Here is a 19,223-nt window from a genome sequence, read left to right on the forward strand (position 1 = left end):
ACGAATGCAGGGAGCATTATGATCGGCGTCTATTCCTCGGGGATTTGGAAAATCCCCCATCTCAGTCAGCTACTCGGCAAGCCGTGTCGTAAGCTGTCCGTAAGCGGTGCCATTCCCGGCGACATTTCCGCCATCGCCGTTTGGGGAATGAAAGATAACACCACGCTGCCCGCCGCCAAAGCGCGGGCGGCAGATTTACCGCTGCTGCGCCTGGAAGATGGCTTTATTCGCTCGATCGGGCTGGGCGTAGAGGGACATCCGCCGCTCTCTATCGTGGTGGACGATCTTGGGATTTATTACGACGCCAGCCGTCCGAGCAGGCTGGAGCGGCTCATCCATAAGGAACGTGAAGAAAACACCCACGCCGTTGAGGCGCAATCGGCCATCGACCTGATTGTGAGCGGAGATTTATCGAAATATAACCACGCGCTCCCCTTCCCTGCTGCCGCGCATGACAAGCCGGTTGTGCTGGTTATCGACCAGACTCACGGCGATGTGTCGATAACCCTGGGTGGAGGGTCGGCGCAAAGCTTTAGCAATATGCTAACCGCCGCCTGTGAAGAAAACCCGGACGCCGAGATTTGGGTCAAAACGCATCCCGACGTGTTGAGCGGTAAAAAACAGGGGTATCTTACCGACCGTTTGAGCGCCCCGCATATTCGTTTACTGGCACAAGATGTTAGCCCGCAGTCGCTGCTGCGCGTTGCGAGCCGCGTCTATACCGTGACGTCGCAATACGGCATTGAGGCGCTGATGGCGGGGAAACCGGTCACCTGTTTTGGTCTGCCATGGTATGCCGGCTGGGGGCTAACGGACGATCGTCATCCGCTGGCGGAGTCATTAACCGACAGACGCGGACAGGCCACTCTGCTACAACTGATTGGCGCAGCGCTGCTGCGCTATCCGCGCTATCTCGATCCTTACACCAATAAACGTGGCACTTTGTTTGACGTGCTGCACGCGCTCCAGTTGCAACGCCAGCACATGATTTCTCGCAGTGGTCACCTGTGGGTTCCCGGCCTGACACTGTGGAAGAGCGCCATCATGAAAACCTTCCTCAAAACGCCGGAAAACAACCTGAACTTCGATAAAAAGTCGCCCGCTGCCACCGCCTGCGTGGTGTGGGGGGTAAATGGCGAGGCCAAATTTAGCCAGGCTGCCTACGCGCAGAACCTGCCGGTTTGGCGAATGGAAGATGGTTTTCTGCGCTCCAGCGGGCTGGGTTCCGACCTGCATATGCCGCTGTCGCTGGTGCTGGATAAAACGGGGATTTACTACGATGCCCGCCGGGCCAGCGACCTGGAAACGCTGCTAAATCAGTCAATACTGCGCGACGATGAACGCGACCGCGCGCTGGCGCTGCAGCAGACGCTGGTCAGCAACAAGCTCAGCAAATATAACCTCGGTAAAGGCTGGCAACGACCTGAAGCTGCCAATGGAAAACGGCTGCTGCTGGTGCCCGGCCAGGTGGAGAACGACGCCTCCATCGCCACGGGCACAATCGATATTCAAAGCAACCTGGCGCTATTACGCACCGTGCGCGAACGCAATCCGTCGGCATTCATTGTTTACAAGCCGCACCCTGACGTACTGGCAGGTAATCGCCCCGGCCACATCGATACCGACGAAATGACTCGCCTGGCAGACTGCGTAGCCATGGATGCCGACATTATCGACTGTATTACCGCCTGCGACGAGCTGCACACCATGACTTCGCTTTCCGGGTTTGAAGCACTGATGCATGGCAAAACGGTTTACTGCTACGGCCTGCCGTTTTACGCCGGCTGGGGGTTAACCCACGACGAACATACCTGCCCACGGCGCAACCGTACGCTCACTCTGGCAGACCTGATTTATCAGACGCTGATTGTTTACCCGACGTACATCCATCCGCAGGAGAAACGCCTACTCCCGGTGGAAGAAGCGGCGGCATGGCTGATGGAGCAGACAAGGCCAAATACGATCGCGAGAAAAAAAGCCGGGCGCATCACGCGATGGGTGCGTAAGGGCGTGAATCTTTATCGGGTGAAATTTAATTAGCGAGGGCTGCGGCATGGACAGCACAGCAATGAGCAAATTACTGGCGGGTAAGCGCTATCTGCTTTTACAGGGGCCGATGGGCCCGTTCTTTGCCGACCTGGCCGACTGGCTGGAGAGCAAAGGCCGCGAAGCGGTAAACGTGGTATTTAACGGCGGCGATCGCTTTTACTGTCGTCATCGCCCGGTGCTGCAATATGACCAGACGCCCGCGCATTTTGCCCACTGGTTGAAGGAGACGTGGAAAACTTATCCTTTCGATACATTGGTCTGTTTTGGTGATTGCCGACCGCTGCATCAGGCTGCGCGTCAATGGGCGCAAGCCAAAGGTCTGCGTTTTCTGGCATTTGAAGAGGGATACCTGCGCCCGCACTTTATTACGCTTGAAGAGGGCGGCGTAAACGCCTACTCCTCTCTGCCGCGCGACCCGGAGTTTTATCGCCAACTGCCTGAACTGCCGCCGCGCAATATTCAGCCGTTAAAACCCTCGACGCGCTTACGCTTCTGGCACGCAACCTGGTACTACCTGCAAGGCTGGTTTCATCGTCACGACTACCCGCTTTATCGTCACCATAAGTCTTTCTCGCCGTGGTATGAGATGTGCTGCTGGGTCCGCGCCTGGCGACGTAAGCACTGGTATGCGTTTAAAGAGCGCGACGTGCTCCCGCGGTTACAGACACAGTTAGATAAACGCTATTATCTCGCCATTCTGCAGGTGTATAACGACAGCCAGATCCGCAACCACAGCGGCTATGCCGACGTGCGTGATTACATCAACGACGTGATGTACTCCTTTGCCACCAAAGCCCCTGCGACCAAGTTTTTGGTGTTCAAGCACCATCCGATGGATCGAGGGCATCGTTTATATCGCCCGCTAATTAATAAGCTCAGTAAGAAATACGGCATTCGCAACCGGGTGCTCTACGTGCACGATCTTCCGATGCCGGAGATGCTGAAGCACGCTAAGGCGGTGGTGACAATTAACAGTACGGCGGGCCTGTCGGCGTTAATTCACAACAAGCCGCTGAAGGTGATGGGCGATGCCCTGTACGATATGAAAGGCTTAACGTATCAGGGGCATCTGCATCAGTTCTGGACGGCGGATTTTCAGCCGGATATGGGGTTGCTGGCGATCTTTCGTGGTTATCTGCTGGAGACTACGCAGATAAATGCGGTGTTTTATTCCAAAAAACATTGGAGTCAAAATACTCAAGATAAAGCTGAACATCCAATAATGTCTAAAAGTGGATACGATATTAGGTTAAAATAATTAAAGTATTCTATTTACTATGTGTTTCTCCAACAAATCATATCCTCTATCGTTTGGATGTATTGTTCCATTATCATGGATGCAATGCTCAATATCGCTTTCAATACCGGGCATTTCTAATATATTATTAAAATATCTATTTTTTATTTCAGAATAGTTCCAAACTGGGTGTTGATACTGATTATCGAAAACATACCTTCCAATTTTTTTGTTTTCACACTCCCTTCCCATGAGACACCAAAAAATGAACTTAATCTTACTCCCGTATTTTAAAACAAGTTCATCTAAAATATTTAACGCCATTTTATAAAGCTCATTATCACTATCCGAACCAATTTTATTTTTTGATATGAATAGTGGATCAAGAGAAATTTCGCCACCAGAATTAAAGATCACGTTACCAATTCTGAAATCAGGAACAAAAAGTACAACATCGCCCAAGCCATTACCTATGTAGAAATCAATTAAATTAACCAACCTCTTTGAATACAAAGACAAACCATTGACTCCATGCATTAAAAATTCCGGCTGCTTCCTTTTACCACTATTTACTAATGATTGCCATATATCTACATGTGATGGGCCTAATACTAACCTTTCAAACGATTTAATATTACATTCATTAGTGTATGAATTCACATAATATTTCTCTAATCTAACTTTATTTTCTTTTTTATCAGCTAACCTTGACAGAATACTATCCACATCTGAATAATCAGCGGATTGTTCAAAACAATTTAAATCAAATAAGAACCAATTCGACTTCTTAATTTTTTCGATTACGTCCTCTGAAAATCTATATTTTATTATTTGAGCTGGATTTCCAGCAACAATAGCATATGGAGGAACATCAGTATCAACAACCGAATTTGGATAAATTATAGCCCCATCACCTATAGAAACACCCGCAGAAATGATACTTCCCTGGTGAACCCTTACGTCATTCCCAATATAAGTTAGGTTTTGTTTGTCATAATAGAATCGAGTAGCTTTTAATGCTTTATAGGATTCAGTATCTATATAATCTTCCGCATAAGCAAAATAATGATTACTAAAAATACTGCATTCTGCGATCCTAAAGCCAACCGTCACATTCGAGTCAATACGAGAATAGCGACCAACGATAGCATTCCAAATGTTGGAACCGGAATTTAAGTGAGTATATGCACCAATAAAGAAAAACCCCCTTAACCTCCAGCATTCTATTTTTGAATAGCGCTCAATCAATCCGTAACCCAATATATTCTTCTTAAGATTCTTGTTTAGTTCATTCATTTTTATAAGCCATTTATTGATCTTAACCATAAAATACAAAAGTTAAAGGGTTAAATCGTCATCATTTAAATGATAACCTTCCAACTTTATTAAGCATAATTGATTTTGAATCATTAAAAAAAGCTTCAGGATTATTAATTAATTTCAACCTTTTCGCACCGCTTACAAATGGTTTACACAATGATATTGAAATAGCGCCAATCACGGTCAATTCTCTTTTATCAATTACATTACGATTTATTTTTTCCTTTTTAATTACAACCTCCTTCTCTTTCCCTCCATCCTCTTTGGTCTTTTTCAACTCAGCATTTTGTTTGCTCAACTCTACTTTTGGTAAACTCACTTCTTTATTATTGACATTCAAATTTAAATGCCAATTTAAATAACTTTCACTAGAGAACTCTGAGTCAGAAATACGATCCCCACTAGCAAACGTTTTATTATCTATATTTAAAATCGACACGTTTATATTTTTATATCCATGCGATTTTCTATCAGAAAACTCTCTAATTTCATCATCAGCAGTAAACCAGCTATATTTCCTAAAAAACAGCCAAGTAAAAAATTTATTTAAACGGTATAAATCTCTACCTGAAAACAATTCGGAGATATCATTTTCGCTTATTTCTTCCGCAACCTCTAGCAATGATTTTTTATGCGTAGAGAACTTACCCTCGCATCCGTAATATGCATTACCTATATTAAACAGCGGCTTATTGTGTGCCAATGCAAGCAACCCAACCCCTGAGTTGTAAAGAGCCACACAGTCCGAAATTTCAATTAAAGCATGAATGTTATCTTTTTGATTGGCTATAACAGCATTTGCATAATTATTAGCCCAACTCATATCATATTTACTTAATGGATGTTCTTTTATTATAAATATAACATCCGGAAATTTAGCTATTGCCTCTTGAATCCCGTCCTCATATACACTGTAGCTAGTAAATCCATCCGTAAAATAATTAACAGCCATATCATCCCTAAGCTGTAAAGGAATAAATACTTTTTTCTTATCAGTCATTCTGAGCAATGCATTTTTATTCCATGTAATATCATAACAATCCATCACTTCTAGTGAATATTTACCCGTGGTAAGATCATCTATTAATTTCTTAGAACTATTTAATTCTTCATCACTAAAATCGATGCTATCGAGATCATTGTATATTCTTTTATATTCAGGATCACCATATGCAACTTCATCAGAAAAATAAATTGAATTAGGAAGCCCTCCTCGTTCAATCACCGTTACTTGAACACCAAGCCTTTTCGCAACCTCGATGACCCCTCTGAATGAAACATGACTTTTCATATAAGGGTTAAAAATAAACACTCTCTCAACTTCTTTTTTCTCAATTTTCCGCATAGCCTCAGAAATAGAACCATCATCTTTTTCAGATAGTACATCAAGGCTATACCCGACTATTCTTAATGGTAAAAAATAACCCCACTGAGATTTATCGCTGAATATACACAATGCTTTTTTATTTCTTATGATGTAATCAACTTCTAATAACTCTGAGTCAGATGTTGAATGTTTACTCAATACAGAATTAAAGCGCTCACGTTTCCAATCATTAGATTGGGTCCAATATCCTTTATCAGATGGCTTTTCATGCCATAAATGAAAAGCTTTCAGTCCTAAAAGTTCACAAGGTAAAGTAAATGCCTCGAGATAGCGTCTAAAACCAAGATAATCTTTTTGTCCCCAGAAAGAAGATTTCAATGGGCCGTAGAAATCTTTTTCAAGCGATCCAGCGATAGGTATATTTGATGTTAACTTGGCTAAACGAATTAAGAATTCAAAATCCTCTGATCCATGCCCTCGAAATTCATCACAATAACCGCCAGACATATCAAACATCTTTCTATGTAAAAAAATACTATTACTGTATGGAGCTACAAATTCAAATACATCACCAAATTTAGATGCCAAACAATTTGTTTCCCATTTGCCAATTGATTTATCCTTTGCTTTTAAGTCATCAAGAGATTCAAATAAAACGGTAGCCGATTCATTTACATGATAAATCGGCATCGTTAGAACCTTTAATGGATTTTTAGTAAGATCCAATCTATTTGCCAATGATGAGAGTCTGATTATAAAATCTCGTTCATAAACATAATCAATGTCAGCAAGCAATAAAAAATCAGTTTTCAAATTTTGGAAGCAAATATTTCTCGCTTTTGCCAAAGAAAATGTATCATAATCATCAACAAAAATATACTCACCAGAATTATTATGGCATAGTTCTTTTATTCTTGATGAGTATTCAAATTTAGAGCCAAAATCAACAATCATTACATTTGGTTTAGGAGAGTAAAAAGTTAAGGCAAATTCAATTCTATCCAAGACCCATGGATTTATATCACTACACCTTACCGCATAGCAAATGGTTATATCATTAGGCTTAACCTCGTATTCTGATGAGGCAGATAAAATTGTGCTAGAAAAATGATTTTTAGATAACAACATTATTAATCACCAATTATATAATTACTAAAAACTAGGTTTATTAACACCCAGCCTCATGAGATAGATACAACGCAACAGCCTGTTCAACATCTTGAAAATAATAAACAATATTATTTCTATCTATAAACAGCGCCACATCGCAGAACTCTTTCAACGAATTCAAACTGTGCGACACCATCAAAAAGCTCGCTTCCTTGTGCCGCTCTTTAAACAACTCCGCACACTTCTGCTTAAACCGGGCATCGCCCACTGCCGTCACTTCATCCACCAGGTAATAATCAAACTTAAACGCCATGCTTAACCCAAATCCCAGGCGCGATTTCATCCCGGAGGAATAGGTTTTAATTGGCATATCAAAGTATTTCCCCAGTTCGGCAAACTCTTCGACAAAAGCGACTTTCTCTTTTAGTTCATCACGGGTGGCATACAGGCGCGCGACAAACTTCACATTCTCGCGCCCGGTCAGGCTGCCCTGAAAACCGCCTGCCAGCCCGACAGGCCAGGAGATGGTGCTGTCGGTGATAATGCGCCCGCTGTCGGGGCGGTCGATGCCGCCAATCATGCGCAGCAACGTCGATTTTCCCGCACCGTTGCGTCCAATGATCGCCACGCTCTTGCCGCTCGGCAGTTCAATGTTGAGATCTTTAAAAACGTAATGCCGCCCCTGCGGGGTGGGGTAGGATTTAGACAGGTTTTCGATACGGATCATGATGTCAGCATCGCCTCTTCGTTACGGCGATACACCGCCAGACCAAGAAACAGCACCACCAGCGTACATAACGCCAGATACGGCAGGTTCACGCCCTCGCTGACGTAGTTCGCCACCACGCATTCGCGGCTCAGTTCGACGATGTGCACAATCGGGTTCCACAGCAAATACGGCCAGTAATCGCGGGGAATGGCATGCAAGGGAAACATAATGCAGGAGACAAAATAGAGCGGCTTAATCAGAATCGGCAAAAACTTCTCCGTCTCCGGGAAGGCATTACCCACTACCATAAAAACAAGCCCTACCCCGCAGGAGAAAATCACCAGCAGCAGCCAGGTGAGGATGAGCGTCACCAGGCGGGTAACCGCGAAATCTTCCCCGGCAAAACCGACGATGGCCATCAACACAATATACACACAGCCGTAAATCAGGCTCTCAAGCAACGCGCGGGCGATAATCGTGTCCACCGGCCTGACAGGGCGATAGTTAAACAGCCCCTGATTGGCCTCGATGGCGCCAATCGAACGTGTCGTAATATTGCTGAAAAGGAAGTATGGGACGATGCCATTGATGAGAAATACGGGAAAAGAGATATCCGGCATCGTGCGATGCATAATAAACCCAAATACTGCCAGCATCACCAGCATATGCGCCGCCGGTTCCAGCACCGCCCAAAAATAGCCTAAACGGTATTTCCCAAATCGAGTTTTAATTTCACGCAGGAAGAGCGCGTTGACGGCGGCTCGTTGAACTTCAATACCACTTCTGGCCATGGTTTATCCGATAGTTGAAACAGGCACGCTACCGCCCCTGACTTCAGGCTGTCAGAGCGCCGGTAATGAGTAAAAGTGTGTGAAGGGAGGTACATCGGAAGGGGAATGAGGGAGAGTGCAGCAGAAATCCATTTTCTATTGCAATTGATAAATTAACATCATTCCCTTGATGTATATTTGAGGAATATCCCAACGTGCGTAATGTAGACCCAAATAGAAAAAGTTCCTATTCTATTTCTGCAATATAAACTAAATATTGATGTTAGTTTTTCTAAATAAATAAAATACTGATGAGTTTAAAATAGATTATTTAATTAATATATATATTCAGGTGAAATAAAGCGGATTCGCGGCAGATAACGCGAGTCTACCTGCCGCTATAATCGGTCACTTTATCCCGCTTCGCCCATTAGTTGCTTCACCAGCTCTACGCAGCGCAGGAAGCGCGCATCGTAATCCGCCTCTTCAACGTGCACGAACTCGATGTTGTTTTCCTTAAGCATCGATACCAGCAGCGACTGAAACTCTTTACGATCGACAGAGCTGCCCAGGCTGCGTAGTCCGTCGTTGATCCACGGCGTGTTGTTCTCCAGCAGAATCACCAGGTCGAAACGGTATTCATCAATCATCGCCTGCACGAAGGGGTGCTCGCGGCCTTCATATTTTTTGCAGAACGCCTGAGTGCTGACAAAATCGGTATCGATAAAGGTCACTTTGTTGGCGTATTTCACCGCGAAATCAATGTACTGCGCATGGCCGAGCGCAATTTTGTCGTAATCGGAATATTGTAGCGCCATCTCATCACCGCCCAAATGCGAGAAGACATAATCGCGGCCATACTCCCAGGCGCTGGAGGTGTTGAAGATATTGGCGAGCTTGTTCACCAGCGTCGATTTACCGCTGGATTCGCCACCAAGAATCGCTACCGTGCGCACAAAGAACGGCTTCACTTCGGTGGGGATGTATTCCCAGTAGCGGAACGGGTTTTCACGAATCTGCCCGCCGCTGATGTTCATGAAGGTTCGCTTCGGATCAACCAGCACGGTTTTGATGCCGAGATGTTCAATATACTGCGGCGCGTCCAGCTCTTCGGAGGTGTAGATAACGTCGGGTTGAATGCCCTTCTCTTCCATAAAGGCTTTCATGCCGCGGCTCCACACATCCCAGCCGTGCGGATAAGGCTCCATCCCTTCTTCATTGAAGGCGTGGATGCGGATGTTTTTTTGATATTTAAAGGTTTGCAGCAACCAGCGTAGGCGATCCGGGACGGTAGGCTGTTGCGACATGGCGCTCTGTTCAAACAGCGTGCGGTCGCGCACGTCGTCGTAACCCATGATGATATGCAGCTCGTCCACCTGGCTACAGGCGCGCTGAATCAGATAGATGTGGCCGGTATGCAGCGGGTAGAACTTACCGAAGACCACGCCAACGGTCTTTTGCAGACGCGGGAACTCCAGGCCCAAAAAGCGATGCAGCGCTTCCAGTTTCTGTGCGCTTGGGCTTTTGATTTTGGCGTTTAACAACTGACTGAGATAGCCCTTGGTCATACCGCTGGCGTCAGCTACCTGCTGTAGCGTGCAACCTTTCTGACGGATCGCGGTTTTAAGATAATCGAACGATGACACAAGAGCCTCCTGCTGATGGGTTAACAAGGATAAATAATTGCACGCCGTTATTCGGCATCGGCGCTGAACTGCGCCTGATGCGCTGCGCTTATCAGGCCTACGGGTCGCCAGGCTGGATAAGGCGGTAGCCGCATCCGGCAACGGCGCTGAACTGCGCCTGATGCGCTTCGCTTATCAGGCCTACGAGTCGCCAGGCTGGATAAGGCGGTAGCCGCATCCGGCATCGGCGCTGAACTGCGCCTGATGCGCTGCGCTTATCAGGCCTACGGATCGGTAGGCCGGATAAGGCGTTTACGCCGCCATCCGGCATCGGCGCTGAACTGCGCCTGATGCGCTTCGCTTATCAGGCCTACGGGTCGGTAGGCCGGATAAGGCGGTAGCCGCATCCGGCAACGGCGCTGAACTTCGCCTGATGCGCTGCGCTTATCAGGCCTACGGGTCGCTGCACGATGTTAATTATAAGTCGTCAAAGACGTTTAGCGCATCCGCGAGTTTTTTCACGCCGAATACCTGCATGCATTCGGGCGGTTTTTTCGGTACGTTCGCGGCTGGCACAATTGCGCGGCGGAAACCGTGTTTGGCGGCTTCGGAAATACGCTCCTGGCCGCTCGGCACCGGGCGAATTTCTCCGGCAAGGCCCACTTCACCAAATACCACGAGATCCTGCGGTAGCGGCCTGTCGCGCAGGCTGGAGACCATCGCCAGCAACAACGCCAGGTCGGCGCTGGTTTCGGTGACCTTCACGCCGCCGACCACGTTAACGAACACGTCCTGATCCGCCATCTGCAAACCGCCATGACGATGCAGCACCGCCAGCAGAATCGCCAGACGGTTCTGCTCCAGCCCAACAGCCACGCGACGCGGGTTCGACATCATCGAGTGATCCACCAGCGCCTGAATCTCAACCAGCAGCGGGCGCGTACCTTCCCACACCACCATCACCGAGCTACCGGATGTCACTTCATCCCCACGGCTCAGGAAGATAGCTGACGGATTGCTGACTTCGCGCAGCCCCTGCTCGGTCATCGCGAACACGCCCAGTTCATTTACCGCGCCAAAGCGGTTTTTATGGCTACGCAAAGTACGGAAGCGCGAATCAGCATCACCGTCCAGTAACACCGAGCAGTCGATACAGTGTTCCAGCACTTTCGGGCCCGCCAGCGAGCCATCTTTGGTCACGTGGCCAACCATCACAATCGCCACACCGCGCGTTTTCGCAAACCGTGTCAGATAAGCCGCGGTTTCACGCACCTGCGCGACGCTGCCCGGCGATGACTGAATATCCGCCATGTGCATCACCTGGATGGAGTCGATAACCATCAGCTTCGGCTGCTCTTCCTCAGCGATCATGCAAATCTGTTCGATGCTGGTTTCCGACAGCATATTGAGATTGGCGGTCGGCAGGCCGAGACGATGCGCACGCATCGCCACCTGCTGTAATGACTCTTCGCCGGTGACGTACAGAGTTTTCATCTGCTCAGCGAGTTTACACAGCGTTTGCAGCAGCAGCGTTGATTTCCCGGCCCCAGGGTTACCGCCGATAAGAATCGCGCTCCCCGGCACAACCCCGCCGCCCAGTACACGGTCAAACTCTTTAAAACCTGTCGAGAAGCGCGGCAGTTCTTCCAGGCTGATATCCGACAGCTTCTGCACCTTCGACACGCCAGCGCTGCCCGCATAGCCGCTCAGACGCTCATTACGCGCAACGGTTGGAGAAGCCGCCACACCACGCACTTCGGTGATGGTATTCCAGGCATGGCAAGCACTGCACTGCCCCTGCCAGCGCGGATAATCCGCACCACATTCATTACAGACAAATGCGCGTTTTGGAGCTTTCGCCACGTTTTACCTCTTATTCCTGATTCAGGCTGCCCGTCAGAATGCACAGCACCCCAATCAGGTCAGCGTGACGGATGGTGACTTCCGTCTGTTCATTGACTTTCGGCTTGGCATGATAAGCAATGCCCAGCCCAGCCGCTTTGATCATCGGCAGATCGTTCGCGCCATCACCGATGGCGACGGTCTGCTCTTTCGGAATGTCATACTGTTCAGCAAGGCGCTGTAGCGTATTGGCTTTGTATTTCGCATCAACGATATCGCCTACCACTTCGCCCGTCAGCACGCCATCCATAATGCCCAGTTCGTTAGCGACCGCAGCAGTCAGGCGCAGCTTATCGCGCAGATATTCCGCGAAGAAAGTAAAGCCGCCGGAGGCAATCGCCACTTTCCAGCCCAACGATTCCAGCTTCAGTACCAGTTGGGTTAAGCCCGGCATTAATGGCAGGTCGTCGCGCACCTGACGCAGAATATTGGCATCTGCGCCCTTAAGTGTGGCAACGCGCTGGCGCAGGCTGGCGGCAAAATCGAGTTCACCGCGCATCGCGCGCTCGGTCACTTCAGAAACCAGCTCGCCCGTCCCTGCCAGTTTGGCGATTTCATCAATGCATTCGATCTGGATAGCGGTGGAATCCATATCCATCACTAACAGGCCAGGCGTGCGCAGGTGTGGAATTTTCCCCAACGGCGCAACATCCAGCCCGGCATCGTGCGCCAGTTTAGTCGCGCGCGGCGTCAATGACCCGGCCAGGCGAATAACCTGATAATCTTCCACACACCAGGCGGCAACAATCACCATTGCCGCGCCCAGTTTGCGCTGATATGAGGTTAACTGACGTTTATCCAGCCCGCGCCCGTAGAGCAGCCAGCCGCTGCGTCCGGCGTGATAATCCAGTGGCATCACTTCATCGCCACTTAACGAAAGCGGCAACCCTGGCCACAAGGAAACATCTTCAGACAGGTCGCACCAGGTCAAACTGTTCGGCATTACAGCTCCACTCCACTTCATTAAGGCCAGGAAAATAACGCATGAGGCTACCTTGTAACCAGCGCTTCTGGCAACATTAAGCTGCAAATTTTCAAAGGTGGAATATGGTACGCGCAAAACTGAAATTCAGACTGCATCGCGCCGTGATTGTCCTGATATGCCTCGCACTTCTGGTGGCATTGATGCAAGGGGCGTCATGGTTCAGTCAACAACACCAGCAGCAGCGTAATCCGCAGCTTGAAGAACTGGCGCGCACGCTCGCCCGTCAGGTAGCGCTCAATCTTGCGCCGCTGGTGCGTAGTGAGACGCCAGATGAGAAAAAAGTCCGCCAGATGCTCACGCAACTCACCGCTGAAAGCCGCATCCTTGACGCCGGGGTGTATGATGAGAAAGGCGACATGATCGCCCGCGCCGGCGAGAGCGTTGAACTGCGCGACCGTCTGGCGCTGGATGGCAAAAAAGCGGGCGGCTATTTCAATCAGCAAATCGTCGAACCCATTCAGGGCAAAAATGGTCCGCTGGGGTATTTACGTCTGACGCTCGACACCCATACGCTGCCAACAGAAGCCAAACAGGTCGATAACACCACCAATATTCTGCGTCTGATGCTATTGCTGTCGCTTGCCATTGGCGTGGTGCTCACACGAACGCTGCTACAGGGCAAACGCACCCGCTGGCAACAATCACCCTTCCTTCTCACCGCCAATAAACCGGTACAGGAAGAGGAAGAAGAGAAAAAAGAGTAGAAAGGGAACTCACTATGGCCACTTTACGCCTGCTCCTCTCAGACTCATACGACCCCTGGTTTAACCTGGCGGTTGAAGAGTGTATTTTCCGTCAGATGCCCGCCACACAGCGCGTGCTGTTCCTCTGGCGTAACGCCGATACCGTGGTCATTGGCCGCGCGCAAAACCCGTGGAAAGAGTGCAACACGCGGCGCATGGAAGAAGACAACGTGCGTCTGGCGCGTCGCAGCAGCGGCGGCGGCGCGGTGTTCCATGACCTCGGCAATACCTGTTTTACGTTTATGGCGGGTAAGCCGGAGTATGACAAAACCGTATCCACGGCCATTGTACTGGAAGCATTGAATTCGCTGGGCGCGGTGGCAGAAGCGTCCGGGCGTAACGACCTCATTGTGAAAACGCCGGAGGGCGATCGCAAGGTGTCCGGTTCAGCCTATCGCGAAACCAAAGATCGCGGTTTCCACCACGGAACACTGCTGCTTAATGCCGACCTGAGCCGTCTGGCGAACTATCTCAATCCGGATAAGAAAAAACTTCAGGCGAAGGGGATTACCTCCGTACGCGGGCGCGTGGCAAACCTCGTCGAACTGCTCCCGGGCGTGACGCATGAGCAAATTTGCGCGGCAATTACAGAGGCGTTTTTCGCCCATTATGGCGAACGCGTAGACGCCGAGATTATTTCGCCAGATAAAACACCAGACCTGCCGAATTTTGCCGAGACGTTTGCACGCCAGAGCAGTTGGGAGTGGAATTTCGGTCAGGCGCCGGCCTTTAGCCATCTTCTGGACGAACGCTTCACCTGGGGCGGCGTAGAGCTGCATTTCGACGTCGAAAAGGGGCACATCACCCGCACGCAGGTCTTTACCGACAGTTTGAATCCTGCGCCGTTAGAAGCGCTGGCCGCACGATTGCAGGGGTGTTTATACCGGGCAGATGTATTACAGCAGGAGTGCGAAGCGCTGTTAGAGGATTTCCCGGAGCAGGAAAAAGAGTTGCGGGAATTATCCGCGTGGATTGCGGGGGCGGTGCGTTAATTATTGCCGGATGGCGGCTGACGCCTTATCCGGCCTACAAAACCACATAGACCCGTAGGCCCGGTAAGCGAAGCGCCACCGGGCATTGTTATCGCTCTCCGGCCCTGAATTCGTTGATATCCCCTGCCCACTCCATTGGATAAATGCCTTCTCGTACATCGCGATGAAAGGTGGAAAATGGCCAATCCTGAACACGCGTTACCCAACCGTGTTTTACCGGATTAATGTAGATGTAATCCACATGACGGCGATAATCTTCCTCATCGCGAATAGCATGTTCCCAAAAGCGAGGCTGCCAAACAGCGCCGCACATGATTGCTTTGGAAAATCGTTTTTTAATCTCTCGCCAGCGTGCCGAAAAATCACACTCGTCCTGAGGGAGCGTCCAGATACAGTGAAGGTGTTCCGGCAGAACAACCCAGGCATCGATGTAAAAAGGTTTTTTCTGTTTAACATCTTTCACCACTGCTCTTAGCGCGGCTATTTGACTAACCAACAAATCATTTTGCCGATTTTTTAAATTCACCGTGAAAAACCAGGTCCCGCCATTGATGTAATAACGCCGATAGTTCGACATTTTGTTTATCTCCATAAACAAAAAATCAAACGTAGTGTGCAGAAAATAAAAAGCAATTGGGTGGGGAAATAACAGGAAGGGAGTTCGCAATTTCGCGGTAAAAAAGCCGGATGGCGGCTGACGCCTTATCCGGCCTATGGGTTCGTGCACGGTATTGCCGGATGGCGGCTGCGCCTTATCCGGCCTACGGGTTCTTGCGCGGTATTGCCGGATGGCGGCTGCGCCTTATCCGGCCTACGGGTTCTTGCGCGGTATTGCCGGATGGCGGCTGCGCCTTATCCGGCCTACGGGTTCTTGCGCGGTATTGCCGGATGGCGGCTGACGCCTTATCCGGCCTACAAAACCACACAGCTCCGTAGGCCCGGTAAGCGAAGCGCCACCGGGCACCACAGGCACCTTACTCCTGGTCGCCCAGCAGTACAGATTCCAGCGCGATTTTGATCATGTCGTTGAACGTGGTCTGACGTTCAGCGGCAGTGGTCTGCTCGTGGGTACGGATATGGTCAGATACGGTGCAGATGGTCAGCGCTTTCGCACCAAACTCGGCTGCCACGCCATAGATACCTGCCGCTTCCATCTCGATCCCCAGGATGCCATATTTTTCCATCACGTCGAACATTTGCGGGTCCGGCGTGTAGAACAGGTCTGCGGAGAAGATGTTACCCACGCGCGCATCAACGCCCAGCGCTTTCGCTGCATCAACCGCGTTACGCACCATGCCGAAGTCAGCAATTGCTGCGAAATCGTGATCTTTAAAACGCAGACGGTTGACTTTAGAGTCGGTGCACGCGCCCATGCCAATCACCACGTCACGCAGTTTTACGTCCGGGCGCACCGCGCCGCAGGAACCCACGCGAATGATTTTCTTCACACCGAAATCGGTGATCAGCTCTTTGGTGTAGATGGAGCAGGACGGGATACCCATACCGTGACCCATTACGGAGATTTTGCGGCCTTTATAAGTACCGGTGAAACCCAGCATGCCGCGAACGTTGTTCACTTCACGCACGTCTTCGAGGAAAGTTTCAGCAATGTGCTTCGCACGCAGCGGGTCGCCTGGCATCAAAACTACGTCAGCGAAATCGCCCATTTCTGCATTAATGTGTGGGGTAGCCATCGTTGTATCCTTATCAAATTGTTTTCACCCTCTCCCTGTGGGAGAGGGCCGGGGTGAGGGCATCAGGCCGCACCTTTAACAGAATCGTAGGCCCGGTAAGCGCAGCGCCACCGGGCAAGCAATCACAGCATGTTTTTACCGTATTCCATCGGTGACGTACCGAAGTACGTCGCCAGCGTCTGACCGATATCCGCAAATGTTTCGCGGTGGCCGAGCGAACCCGGTTTCACTTTCGGGCCATAAACCAGTACCGGGATGTGTTCACGGGTATGGTCGGTGCCCTGCCAGCTTGGGTCGCAACCGTGGTCAGCGGTCAGGATCAGAATATCATCTTCCCCCACCAGCTCCATCAGCTCCGGCAGACGGCGGTCGAACAGCTCAAGACCCGCAGCATAACCGGCGATATCACGACGGTGACCCCAGGAAGAGTCGAAATCAACGAAGTTGGTAAAGACAATGGTCTTATCGCCCGCTTCTTTCATCTCTTTGATGGTCGCGTCAAACAGCGCGTCCAGCCCGGTGGCTTTCACTTTTTTAGTGATGCCGCAGTTGGCGTAGATATCCGCGATTTTACCCACGGACACCACATGACCGTCTTTCTCATCAACCAGTTTCTGCAACACGGTCGGCGCTGGCGGTTCTACAGCCAGGTCGTGACGGTTGCCGGTACGCTGGAAGTTACCGGCTTTGTCGCCGATAAACGGGCGCGCAATCACACGGCCAATGTTGTAACCGCCTTCGGTCAGCTCTTCACGGGCGATTTCACACAGCTCGTAAAGTTTATCCAGGCCAAAAGTCTCTTCGTGGCAGGCAATCTGGAACACGGAGTCGGCGGAGGTATAGAAAATCGGTTTACCGGTTTTCATGTGCTCTTCGCCCAGTTCGTCCAGAATCACGGTACCGGAAGAGTGGCAGTTACCCAGGTAACCCGGCAGGTTCGCGCGTTTTACCAGTTTATCGAGCAATTCCTGCGGGAAGCTGTTTTCGTGGTCGCTAAAGTAGCCCCAGTCGAACAGAACCGGCACACCGGCGATTTCCCAGTGACCCGACGGGGTATCTTTACCCGAAGAGAGTTCATGCGCCCACGCGTACGCGCCAACGACTTCTGCATTGCCGTCCATACCCGCAGCAATTTTACCGGTAGAACCCTCATGCGCTTTCACCAGGCCCAGGCGGGTCAGGTTAGGCAGGTTCAGCGGGCCTTTACGGCCATTGTCAGCCTCACCTTTGGCGCAGGCTTCTGCGATATGGCCCATTGTATCCGCACCGACATCGCCAAAGCGGTCGGCATCTTCAGTTGCGCCGATACCAAAGGAGTCCAGCACCATAATAAATGCACGTTTCATCTTGTTCTCCATACATCTTGCGCTGCAAAAAAGCGATCAGATCAGTATATCGCTATTCAGTGATTCGACGATAGACTGTCGGTGTAATTTCTGGCGCTTTGTCGTCAAGGCGAATGGCCGCTTTGACCGCTTTCGCCGCTTCCTGCCAGCTGTTTTCATCTTTCGCATGAATGATTGCCAGCGGACGCTGACCGTCAACGCTGTCACCCAGGCGAATCATGTCGGTCAGGCCGACGCTGTAATCGAGTGTATCTGAAGCCTGGCGGCGTCCGCCGCCCATCGCCACGACAGCCATACCCAGTGCGCGGGTATCCATCGCACCGACAAAACCTTCGTTGTCAGCATATACCGCTTTACTGAGCATCGCAGTCGGCAGGTATTTCGCGTAGTTTTCGACGAAATCCGTTGGGCCTTTTTGTGCAGCGACCATCCGGCCAAATACCTCTGCCGCTTTACCGTTATCCAGCACCGCCTGCAATTTGGCGCGCGCTTCTGCGTCGTCTTTGGCAAGCTTGCCGGAAATCAGCGTTTCCACGCACAGTGCCATGGTGACGTCAAACAGACGCGGGTTGCGGTATTCCCCCGTCAGGAACTGCACCGCTTCGCGGACTTCGACAGCGTTACCCGCACTGGACGCCAGCACCTGATTCATGTCGGTCAGCAACGCGGTCGTGCGCACACCTGCGCCGTTGGCCACGCCAACAATCGCTTCGGCCAGCGCCTGAGAAAGTTCGTAAGTCGGCATAAATGCGCCGCTGCCCACTTTCACATCCATCACCAGCGCATCGATACCTTCTGCCAGCTTTTTGGCGAGGATAGACGCGGTGATAAGCGGAATGGAATCCACCGTTGCGGTAATGTCGCGGGTGGCGTAAAAACGTTTATCCGCCGGTGCGAGCGAACTGGTCTGCCCAATAATCGCCACACCCACGTCTTTAATAATCTCGCGGAAACGATCATCGCTAGGGAAAATATCAAACCCGGGGATCGCTTCCAGTTTATCCAGCGTGCCGCCGGTGTGACCCAGGCCTCGCCCGGAGATCATCGGAATATAGCCGCCGCATGCGGCAACCATCGGTCCCAGCATCAGCGAGGTGACATCACCCACACCGCCGGTCGAGTGTTTGTCGACAATCGGGCCATTAAGGTTAAGGCTTTTCCAGTCCAGAACGGTTCCTGAATCACGCATGGCCATGGTCAGCGAAACACGCTCTTCAATCGCCATATCATGGAAGAAAATGGTCATCGCCAGAGCGGCAATTTGCCCTTCTGAAATGGTGTTGTCGCGAATGCCATTGATAAAGAAGCGAATCTCTTCGTCGCTTAATGCATGACCATCGCGTTTTTTACGAATGATTTCTTGTGCGAGAAACAAGGTAACCTCCCTGAGGAAAAGAGTATGAAGGCGGTTTTT

Annotated in this window: 15 protein-coding genes; 4 read left to right on the forward strand and 11 right to left on the reverse strand. The window is 50.2% G+C overall.

Translation table 11 applies throughout. The features are described from left to right. Positions 1-18 precede the first annotated feature (18 nt). Both NMC31_RS07090 and NMC31_RS07095 read left to right on the forward strand, forming a co-directional pair. The gene (locus NMC31_RS07090; protein WP_253897418.1) at positions 19-2,040 is read left to right on the forward strand and encodes a capsule polysaccharide biogenesis protein; all 2,022 of its coding nucleotides are present in this window, start codon (positions 19-21) and stop codon (positions 2,038-2,040) included. A gap of 13 nt (positions 2,041-2,053) precedes the next feature. Then, positions 2,054-3,307 (forward strand): capsule polysaccharide biogenesis protein, encoded by a 1,254-nt coding sequence (locus tag NMC31_RS07095; protein WP_253897419.1) that lies wholly within the window; start codon positions 2,054-2,056, stop codon positions 3,305-3,307. Here NMC31_RS07095 and NMC31_RS07100 read toward each other — a convergent pair whose 3' ends face one another. The 7 genes from NMC31_RS07100 to serB form a co-directional block, all read right to left on the reverse strand. Next, positions 3,308-4,582 carry a CatB-related O-acetyltransferase gene (locus tag NMC31_RS07100; protein ID WP_253897420.1) on the reverse strand — a complete coding sequence of 425 codons (1,275 nt, stop codon included), beginning with the start codon at positions 4,580-4,582 and terminating at the stop codon, positions 3,308-3,310. Between the two features lie 61 nt (positions 4,583-4,643). Next, positions 4,644-7,061 (reverse strand): capsular polysaccharide export protein, LipB/KpsS family, encoded by a 2,418-nt coding sequence (locus NMC31_RS07105; RefSeq protein ID WP_253897421.1) that lies wholly within the window; start codon positions 7,059-7,061, stop codon positions 4,644-4,646. A gap of 40 nt (positions 7,062-7,101) precedes the next feature. Beyond that, positions 7,102-7,770, reverse strand: a complete 669-nt coding sequence (locus NMC31_RS07110) for an ABC transporter ATP-binding protein (protein WP_253897422.1) — start codon at positions 7,768-7,770, stop codon at positions 7,102-7,104. Next, positions 7,767-8,543, reverse strand: coding sequence for an ABC transporter permease (locus NMC31_RS07115; RefSeq protein ID WP_253897423.1), 777 nt, complete (start codon positions 8,541-8,543; stop codon positions 7,767-7,769). The genes NMC31_RS07110 and NMC31_RS07115 overlap by 4 nt, the downstream gene beginning before the upstream one ends. A gap of 392 nt (positions 8,544-8,935) precedes the next feature. Beyond that, entirely contained in the window at positions 8,936-10,168 is a 1,233-nt protein-coding gene (nadR, locus tag NMC31_RS07120; RefSeq protein ID WP_108475582.1) for a multifunctional transcriptional regulator/nicotinamide-nucleotide adenylyltransferase/ribosylnicotinamide kinase NadR, read from the reverse strand. 456 nt (positions 10,169-10,624) lie between these two features. Beyond that, entirely contained in the window at positions 10,625-12,010 is a 1,386-nt protein-coding gene (gene radA / locus NMC31_RS07125; protein ID WP_253897424.1) for a DNA repair protein RadA, read from the reverse strand. Positions 12,011-12,020: 10 nt separating this feature from the next. Beyond that, positions 12,021-12,992 (reverse strand): phosphoserine phosphatase, encoded by a 972-nt coding sequence (serB, locus tag NMC31_RS07130; protein WP_149462993.1) that lies wholly within the window; start codon positions 12,990-12,992, stop codon positions 12,021-12,023. Between the two features lie 104 nt (positions 12,993-13,096). Between serB and NMC31_RS07135 the strand changes: the two genes are divergently transcribed. Together NMC31_RS07135 and lplA are read left to right on the forward strand one after the other, a co-directional pair. Next, complete coding sequence (locus tag NMC31_RS07135) at positions 13,097-13,738, forward strand: YtjB family periplasmic protein (protein ID WP_253897425.1); 642 nt, start codon at positions 13,097-13,099, stop codon at positions 13,736-13,738. 14 nt (positions 13,739-13,752) lie between these two features. After that, complete coding sequence (lplA, locus tag NMC31_RS07140) at positions 13,753-14,769, forward strand: lipoate--protein ligase (RefSeq protein ID WP_253897426.1); 1,017 nt, start codon at positions 13,753-13,755, stop codon at positions 14,767-14,769. Between the two features lie 88 nt (positions 14,770-14,857). Here lplA and NMC31_RS07145 read toward each other — a convergent pair whose 3' ends face one another. From NMC31_RS07145 to deoA, 4 genes are all read right to left on the reverse strand, one after another. Then, complete coding sequence (locus NMC31_RS07145) at positions 14,858-15,346, reverse strand: REP-associated tyrosine transposase (protein WP_253897427.1); 489 nt, start codon at positions 15,344-15,346, stop codon at positions 14,858-14,860. 397 nt (positions 15,347-15,743) lie between these two features. Beyond that, on the reverse strand, positions 15,744-16,463 hold the full coding sequence (deoD, locus tag NMC31_RS07150) for a purine-nucleoside phosphorylase (protein WP_015966021.1): 720 nt from the start codon (positions 16,461-16,463) through the stop codon (positions 15,744-15,746). 122 nt (positions 16,464-16,585) lie between these two features. After that, positions 16,586-17,809, reverse strand: coding sequence for a phosphopentomutase (deoB, locus tag NMC31_RS07155; RefSeq protein WP_149462991.1), 1,224 nt, complete (start codon positions 17,807-17,809; stop codon positions 16,586-16,588). Positions 17,810-17,861: 52 nt separating this feature from the next. After that, complete coding sequence (gene deoA, locus NMC31_RS07160) at positions 17,862-19,184, reverse strand: thymidine phosphorylase (protein ID WP_253897428.1); 1,323 nt, start codon at positions 19,182-19,184, stop codon at positions 17,862-17,864. Between the last annotated feature and the right edge of the window lie 39 nt (positions 19,185-19,223).

It is taken from the genome of Pseudocitrobacter vendiensis, from assembly GCF_943590815.1.
Lineage (GTDB): Bacteria > Pseudomonadota > Gammaproteobacteria > Enterobacterales > Enterobacteriaceae > Pseudocitrobacter > Pseudocitrobacter vendiensis.